The sequence below is a fragment of the Paracoccus sp. UBA889 genome (genome assembly GCA_002294185.1).
Classification (GTDB): Bacteria; Pseudomonadota; Alphaproteobacteria; order Rhodobacterales; family Rhodobacteraceae; genus Paracoccus.
In genome coordinates this window covers 21,892-28,474 of record DBFD01000007.1, presented here as the reverse complement: position 1 = coordinate 28,474, position 6,583 = coordinate 21,892, and the positions used below count along the sequence as shown (strand labels likewise).

General features: G+C 66.6%; 9 protein-coding genes. 4 read left to right on the top strand and 5 right to left on the bottom strand.

Going from position 1 to position 6,583, the window contains the following annotated elements; all coding sequences use genetic code 11:
- Window positions 1-262: 262 nt before the first annotated feature.
- The 4 genes from B4L36_RS01010 to B4L36_RS00995 form a co-directional block, all read right to left on the bottom strand.
- Entirely contained in the window at window positions 263-856 is a 594-nt protein-coding gene (locus B4L36_RS01010) for a histidine phosphatase family protein (protein ID WP_292950997.1), read from the bottom strand.
- A 108-nt stretch (window positions 857-964) separates the two neighbouring features.
- Window positions 965-1,585, bottom strand: coding sequence for a YdeI/OmpD-associated family protein (locus B4L36_RS01005; protein ID WP_292950995.1), 621 nt, complete (start codon window positions 1,583-1,585; stop codon window positions 965-967).
- A 14-nt stretch (window positions 1,586-1,599) separates the two neighbouring features.
- Window positions 1,600-2,133: an adenine phosphoribosyltransferase gene (locus B4L36_RS01000; protein ID WP_292950993.1), complete on the bottom strand. Its 534-nt coding sequence runs from the start codon at window positions 2,131-2,133 to the stop codon at window positions 1,600-1,602.
- Window positions 2,130-2,732, bottom strand: a complete 603-nt coding sequence (locus B4L36_RS00995) for a flavin reductase family protein (protein ID WP_292950991.1) — start codon at window positions 2,730-2,732, stop codon at window positions 2,130-2,132. The genes B4L36_RS01000 and B4L36_RS00995 overlap by 4 nt, the downstream gene beginning before the upstream one ends.
- Window positions 2,733-2,844: 112 nt before the next feature.
- On the opposite strand from B4L36_RS00995, the gene B4L36_RS00990 reads away from it, so the two are divergent.
- Both B4L36_RS00990 and B4L36_RS00985 read left to right on the top strand, forming a co-directional pair.
- On the top strand, window positions 2,845-3,462 hold the full coding sequence (locus B4L36_RS00990) for a GNAT family N-acetyltransferase (RefSeq protein ID WP_292950989.1): 618 nt from the start codon (window positions 2,845-2,847) through the stop codon (window positions 3,460-3,462).
- Window positions 3,413-4,204, top strand: coding sequence for an EcsC family protein (locus B4L36_RS00985; protein ID WP_292950987.1), 792 nt, complete (start codon window positions 3,413-3,415; stop codon window positions 4,202-4,204). Before B4L36_RS00990 ends, B4L36_RS00985 begins: the two co-directional genes overlap by 50 nt.
- Before the next feature lie 82 nt (window positions 4,205-4,286).
- Here B4L36_RS00985 and B4L36_RS00980 read toward each other — a convergent pair whose 3' ends face one another.
- Window positions 4,287-5,825, bottom strand: a complete 1,539-nt coding sequence (locus B4L36_RS00980; RefSeq protein ID WP_292950985.1) for an ATP-dependent DNA helicase — start codon at window positions 5,823-5,825, stop codon at window positions 4,287-4,289.
- Window positions 5,826-5,992: 167 nt separating this feature from the next.
- On the opposite strand from B4L36_RS00980, the gene B4L36_RS00975 reads away from it, so the two are divergent.
- Both B4L36_RS00975 and B4L36_RS00970 read left to right on the top strand, forming a co-directional pair.
- Window positions 5,993-6,199, top strand: a complete 207-nt coding sequence (locus B4L36_RS00975; RefSeq protein WP_292950983.1) for a hypothetical protein — start codon at window positions 5,993-5,995, stop codon at window positions 6,197-6,199.
- A 177-nt stretch (window positions 6,200-6,376) separates the two neighbouring features.
- The gene (locus tag B4L36_RS00970) at window positions 6,377-6,580 is read left to right on the top strand and encodes a hypothetical protein (RefSeq protein WP_292950981.1); all 204 of its coding nucleotides are present in this window, start codon (window positions 6,377-6,379) and stop codon (window positions 6,578-6,580) included.
- Window positions 6,581-6,583: the final 3 nt, after the last annotated feature.

Sequence of the window (6,583 nt, the reverse complement as noted above, 5' to 3'; positions counted from 1 at the left end):
CGAGAGCCGACACGGACGCTACCGCGACGGCTGAACCGTTTCACTCCGCCGTCCCGCTAGGTCGCGCCCCTACATGATCGATTGCTACCATGGCGAGATCGAGGCGGCGGCCAGAGGCCCCTGCGCAGGAGAGGGAGGGTCATAGGTAAGTCCTCTCAAACAGGCGAGACGGAAGGGAATCGGCAACGCGCTTTCGCATTGCAATCATGGGGCCGGACGGCCGCGAATGGCGGCCTTGAAGCCGCGATAGCACCAATGTGCCTCAATCTTGATTGATCAAGGTTTCAAACGGCTGCCATCGCGAATTCGGCTTTCCCTGTGGGCCGGAAAATTCGAAAAAACACCCGCCGCCATTTGCGCCCTGATCGAATTCACGGCTAATGGGATCGCCGGAGAGATAGCAAAACAAGAGCGTTCCGACGCCTCCGTGACCAACGAACAGAACGTCGCCTGTCTCGCAATTGCGCAAACAATCCTGAACCTCTGCGACAATACGGGCTTGAGCCGCCCTTGCGGTTTCCCAGCCCCGCACGCTTTCCTCTGGACAGCCAAAAAATTGATCCACAACGGACTCAAACTCGTCTGGCGGAAGAAAGCCAGTCGCGCTGCGATCATTCTCGTGCATTGCCTCCCGCACCTTCAGCCGGCACCCGAGTGATTTGGCCAAGGGCGTCGCTGTTTCAATTGCCTTGGTTTCGGCGCTGCTGATCACATGTCGGGTGCCAGTCAGTGCGTCAGACGCTGCAAGGGCCGCAATGCGTCCTAGGCCTACCTCGCTTAGCGACCAGTCGGGGATCGGCTTGGTCGGATCAATGACGACTTGCGGGTGCGAAAGATATCGAATGGTCCGATGCATGGCCGAATCATATCAAATTGCGAATGGTTGCGAAGTCCCGCTTTCCCGCCGATCATGCGCGGTGCGGCCGTTGTCCGGTCCCCGGCCAAGGCCGTCATCGTCGGCGCCCTACCGCTCGTTCGCGCCCTTGCCGGCGATGATGCGGTCGCGGAATCTGGTGATGCGGGCGATGCGGGTCTGGGGCTTTTTGGCGGTGGCCAGGGCGACGGCATAGCTGTTGCGGCGGCCGGGGCTCAGGGCTGCGAAGGCTTCGGCCAGTTCGCTGTCGTCGTCCAGCGCGTCCAGCAATTCCTGTGGCAGATCGCGGGCAGTATCGTCCCGGGGCGGCTTGAGGCCGCGTTCGGCGCAATCCATCGCCTGGCCCAGAAAGGCCCGGATCGCGTCGGCGCGGGCTGCGACCTGCGCCGCGTCGGTAAAGCGGATCGCGTCGGGGTGACGGGTGTTCGGGCCCTGCCGTTCCAGCAGGGCGTGGGGGTCTTTCAGCAGGGCGGCGTTGAAGAAGGTCAGCCGGAAATCGCCGCGAAAGGCGCCGATCAGCGCGATGTTGCGGCCCGAATGCATGTAGCAGGGATGCCCCCATTTCACATGTTCCGAGAGCCCGGCATCACGGCAGATCCGGCGCAGCGCCGCCAGCCCGGCGCCCCAGAGGCGGGTGGAGCAGCCGGCCGTGTCGAACCGGTCGCAGCGGCCGCACCCCTTGGTAAAGTAGTCCTCGATCCGGGTGATCATCCTGCACCCCCCGGCTAGTCGCCGTCAAAGCAACATAATGCGTGCACGCCGATCCCCTGCGCCTCCAGCACCTTTCGTCCGCCCAGATCGGGCAGGTCGATGACGAAGGCGCAACCGATCACCTCGGCGCCCAGGCGACGGCACAGCGCGATTCCCGCCGCCGCAGTCCCGCCCGTGGCCAGCAGATCGTCCACGATCAGCACGCGCTCGCCCTCGTGCAGGGCGTCGTCGTGGATTTCCATCACCGCCTCGCCATATTCCAGCGCGTAAGCCGCCGAGATGACGGGACCGGGCAGCTTGCCCTTCTTGCGGATCGGCACGAACCCGGTGGAAAGCTGATGCGCGACCGCGCCGCCCAGGATGAAGCCGCGCGCTTCCAGGCCGACCACCTTGTCGATCGGCGCGCCGGCATAGGGATGCAGCAGCTGGTCTATGGCCATGCGAAAGCCGCGCGCATCGGCAAACAGCGTGGTCACGTCGCGGAACATGATCCCCTCATGCGGGAAATCCGCGATGGTGCGGATGTAGTCCTTGACCGTCTTTGTCATTTGGGGCGTTCCATTTCGAACAGCTCATGGACGGCCGCGTAATCCATATAGCCCAGGCGCGCGATCCAGCCGCCGGCCCTGCGCGGATCGAAGCGGCCATCGAGCAGACAATCGTCGCGGATATGGATGCCGGTGACGACGCCCAGGACGGCAAAATTGGCCTTGCCCGCCAGGGGCAGGATCCGCGTCATCCGGCATTCCAGCGCGGCGGCGGCGTGGGCCACGCGCGGGCAGTCGATCGTGTCGCATTCGGCGGCCTCGATGCCCGCCGAGCGGAACTCGCTGTCGCCCGCGGGCAGGCCGGCGGAACTGGCATTGACCTGATCGCGCAGATCGCCGGTCGCGATATTGACGCAGAAACTGCCGCTTTCGGTGATCTGGGCCACGCTGTCCTTGGTGCCGTTGCGGTCGGGCTTGGCGCTGGTCGAGGCGAACATGACCTGCGGCGGGACATAGGCCACCGCGTTGAAGAAGGAATAGGGGGCGAGATTGTCGCCCATGCGCCCCCGCGTCGAGATCCAGCCGATCGGACGGGGCGCCACGATGGCATTGAACGGGTTGTGGGGCAGGCCGTGTCCGGCTTCGGGGCGATAGAACATGCGCGGCCTTCTTCTGATGTCACTGGCGCCAACCTGCCACCCCTTTGCGCCATCCGCAATGTTCCGCCCGCGGCAAGGTCGTGCTATGGCGCCCTTTTCGCAAGGAGGCGCGATGTACGAGATCTGCCCCGAGACCGCGGCCGACGAAGACGAGGTCGAGGCGCTCTACGATCTGTGTTTCGCACCGGGGCGGACCGCGCTGTCATCGTATCGTCTGCGCGACGGCGTTCCCAGGGTGGCCGATCTGTGCCTCGTGCTGCGCGACCCGAGCCGGTTCCTGATGGCGGCGATCCGCTTCTGGCCGGTCCGCGTCGCCGCAAAGCCGGTCCTGCTGCTGGGGCCCATCGCGGTTCATCCGACGGCCCAGGGCGAAGGTCTGGGCGGGCTTCTGATGCGCGACGGGCTGACGCGGGCGCGCGGGCTGGGCTGGCGCCGCGTGCTGCTGGTGGGAGACGCACCTTATTATTCGCGTTTCGGTTTCGCGCGGCTGGACGCGGTCGAGATGCCGCCGCCAACCAATCCCGACCGCGTTCTGGGACTGGAACTTCGCGCCGGGGCATGGGTTGGGGTCGTGGGACCGGTCCTGCGCGAAGAGACGCCGGAAATCGTCGCGGGGCTGGCCGAAATCGCCGCGACACCCCATATCGGGCCGGCATGTATCGAGGTCGGACATCCACGAGATGACACAGCAGGTCGCGAAACGGCAGATGGTTCTGCCACCGATCACTGATCCGGGACTTCACGCCCAGATCGACCGCCTGGCGCGGCGCTATCGGGATGCGGGCGGTCTGGGGATGGAGATCATGGAGATCGTCGGCAACAGCGCCGAGGGACTGATCGAACGTCTGCCCGCCTTTGTCCGCAGCCGCATGGACAAGATCACCCGCGCCGCGTTGAACCGCGCCTTTTCGGCCGCGTCGGGCACCCGGCGCGTGGTGCGCGACCGAGGCGACTGGTTCAACCGCATGGCCTCGACCTTCAGCGGCGCGGCAGGCGGCGTCGGCGGGCTGCCCGGCGCGATGGTCGAGTTGCCGGTCACGGTGACGCTGCTTCTGCGCTCGATGCTGGATATCGCCGCCGAGCATGGTCTGGACCCCGACAGCGACGAGGTGCGGATGGAATGCCTGCGCATCTTCGCCGCCGCCGGCCCCATGGCCGAAGATGACGGCACCGACCTGGGCCTTCTGGCGGCACGGTTGTCGGTCACCGGGCAGACGCTGCAGGGTCTGATCAGCCGTGTCGCCCCGCGCCTGTCGGTCTCGCTGGGTCAGAAACTGGCCGCGCAGGCGGCGCCGGTCTTCGGCGCGGTGGTGGGCGCCTCGATCAATTACACCTTCGCGCGCTATTATCAGGAACTGGCGCGGGTCCATTTCGGCATCATGCGGCTGGCGCGGGAGACAGGGCTTCCGCAAGAGGCGCTGACCGAGGCATTGCGGCTTTCCATCGCGCGGCTGGATCGCGACAGGGCCTGACCTCTTCTTCTTCGTTGCGCCAATACCCTCGGGGGGTCCGGGGGGCGAAGCGCCCCCGGCCGTCGCGGGACGCAATCCCGCCTCACGCCTCGTCGGCGCCCAGTTCCAGCGCCGGGATGGGAACCTCCAGATCGTCCACCCCGAGAGGCGCCGAGGGCCGCGCCAGCCGGGCGCGCGTGATCCAGAACAGGCGGTTCTGGGCGCGGGTGATGGCAACATAGGCCAGGCGCTTCCACAGCGCGATCCCGGCTTCGGTCCGGTTCGACCAGGCGGCGGCGCTGATGTCGGGGCCGAAGACCTGCACATCGGGCCATTGCGAGCCCTGCGCCTTGTGGATCGTCACCGCCGCCCCGTGCAGGAAGGCCGCGCCCATCTGGGCGGCGAAGGGAATGAAGGGATCCTCGGCCTCGGGCATCTCGATCTTGACGATGCTCGCCACGGACAGGCGCGGATCCTCGGCGCCGATCATGTGCAGGCGGGAAAAGCCGGGCTTGCGCCCCGGCCCCAGATAGACCACCTGCGCGCCCTTGATCAGCCCCCGCGCTTCAAGGTCGATGCGCTTCTTGCGGTGCTTCAGCGGCAGTTCCAGGCCGTCGCATATCAGCGGCTCGCCGGGCAGCAGCGCGTCGCCCGGTGCGCCGAACGCGGTGCGGAAGGCATGGATCAGCCGGATCCGGGTGGCGTTGCGCCAGACCAGGACCGGGCTGCGTGCCATCAGGTCCGATTCGACACGTTCGGCCCAGATCACGCGGTCATCGACCGCGGCGGCGTCACGGACCATCCGCTCGAACCCCGCGAAATCCAGCGTTTCGTCGGACAGGGCATGGGCCAGATCCAGGATCGGGCTGTCATCTTCCTGCCGGTGGACGCGGTTCAGGATCAGACGCTGGCGCTCCGCCAGTCGATCGAACACCATCTCGCCCGACTGGCCCACGGGCGCCAACTGGGCCGGATCGCCGAACAGGATCAGGACGGGAAAGATCTCGCGCAGATCCTCGAACTGTCTTTCGTCCAGCATCGAGGCCTCGTCGATCAGGCCGACATCCAGCCCGTCCTCGCGCCGCTTCCAGCCCTTGATGAAATCCGATCCGCGCAGCCCCGCCGCCGCCAGCGCGCCGGGGATCGACGCCTGCTGGTCATAGAAGGCCCGGGCGCGGTCCAGGGCGGTTTCGGTCATGCCCTCGATGGTGGGGCGGTCGCCCTGGCCGGTCAGCCATTCGGCGATGCGTTCGTATTCCGGATCGTAGACCGGGGTATAGAGGATGCGATGAATCGTCGTCGCGGGCACGCCGCGCATCCGCAGCACGAAGGCCGCCTTGTTGGTGGGCGCCAGGACCGCGACGCTGCGCCGGTCCTTGCGCCGCCGCCCCTCGTAATCGCCGCTGACCAGATCGACCCCCGCCTTGCGCAGCGCGTCGGTGATCTGTGCCAGAAGCAGCGTCTTGCCGGAACCCGCCTTGCCGATCACCGCCATGACGCGGCCCTTGCCCGGCCCCGGGGGGCGGATTTCCTCGGCCACGAGGTCGATTCCCGCCGAAAGGAAGGTCTGGGCCAATTCGTCCCAGGCATCGGCCTGATCGGGCGACAGAACGGGGGCGGGCGAGGCGGTGGCGGCGGTCATGATTCCGGTGTATCGCGGCGCGGCGCGAAAGCCCACAATCATTGCCGCGTCCGGCGATCCGCATCCCGTCCCGGCTGCGGCGGGATCGTCGGTTCGGCGGGATGGTCCGCAACTTTTTGGGCATGTCGCCCGTGAGGGTCTATGATGGCCTCGAGGGAGGAATGCCCATGATCGAATTGTTCTTCGTGACCTGCCTGATCGACGACCCGCAGGTCTGCACCGATCACAGCCTGCTGTTCGAGGAAAGGAACGGGCTGTTCACCTGCATGCTGGAGGGCCAGAGCGAACTGGCCCGCTGGGTCGAGGCGCATCCCCGCGACCGCGTGAAAGAGTGGAAATGCCGGCGCCCCCGTCAGGGCGAAACCGCGCTTTAGGTCCGCGATGGCCGCGCGCCGCGCCGAAGCCCGCGCCCGGCCGGCCCTGTCACGCTGCAAGGGGCCCGCCCGAACCCGGATTCACGCGGCGCTGACGCTGCTTTTCGAATCAACCGCTATCCTGATCGTCGAAGGGATCCGAACCGGGGAGGAACCGGGTAAAAGGATGGACCCGAGATGATCGAATTGCTGTTTGTCACCTGCCTTTCGGCGGATCCGCAATCCTGCCGGGAGCGCAGTCTTCCGTTCATCGACATGGGCGTGACGGCCTGCATGATTCATGGTCAGCAGGAACTGGCCAGGTGGGGCGAACGCCATCCCCGCGAGACGGTGCGCGAATGGAAATGCCGCCCGGCCAGGCTGCGCGAGGTCAAGGCGTGATCC

What these genes read in the sequence shown, in the direction of transcription:
- B4L36_RS01010 (WP_292950997.1), bottom strand. Translation starts at nt 856, where the DNA reads ATGCATCGGACCATTCGATATCTTTCGCACCCGCAAGTCGTCATTGAT.
- B4L36_RS01005 (WP_292950995.1), bottom strand. Translation starts at nt 1,585, where the DNA reads ATGATCACCCGGATCGAGGACTACTTTACCAAGGGGTGCGGCCGCTGC.
- B4L36_RS01000 (WP_292950993.1), bottom strand. Translation starts at nt 2,133, where the DNA reads ATGACAAAGACGGTCAAGGACTACATCCGCACCATCGCGGATTTCCCG.
- B4L36_RS00995 (WP_292950991.1), bottom strand. Translation starts at nt 2,732, where the DNA reads ATGTTCTATCGCCCCGAAGCCGGACACGGCCTGCCCCACAACCCGTTC.
- B4L36_RS00990 (WP_292950989.1), top strand. Translation starts at nt 2,845, where the DNA reads ATGTACGAGATCTGCCCCGAGACCGCGGCCGACGAAGACGAGGTCGAG.
- B4L36_RS00985 (WP_292950987.1), top strand. Translation starts at nt 3,413, where the DNA reads ATGACACAGCAGGTCGCGAAACGGCAGATGGTTCTGCCACCGATCACT.
- B4L36_RS00980 (WP_292950985.1), bottom strand. Translation starts at nt 5,825, where the DNA reads ATGACCGCCGCCACCGCCTCGCCCGCCCCCGTTCTGTCGCCCGATCAG.
- B4L36_RS00975 (WP_292950983.1), top strand. Translation starts at nt 5,993, where the DNA reads ATGATCGAATTGTTCTTCGTGACCTGCCTGATCGACGACCCGCAGGTC.
- B4L36_RS00970 (WP_292950981.1), top strand. Translation starts at nt 6,377, where the DNA reads ATGATCGAATTGCTGTTTGTCACCTGCCTTTCGGCGGATCCGCAATCC.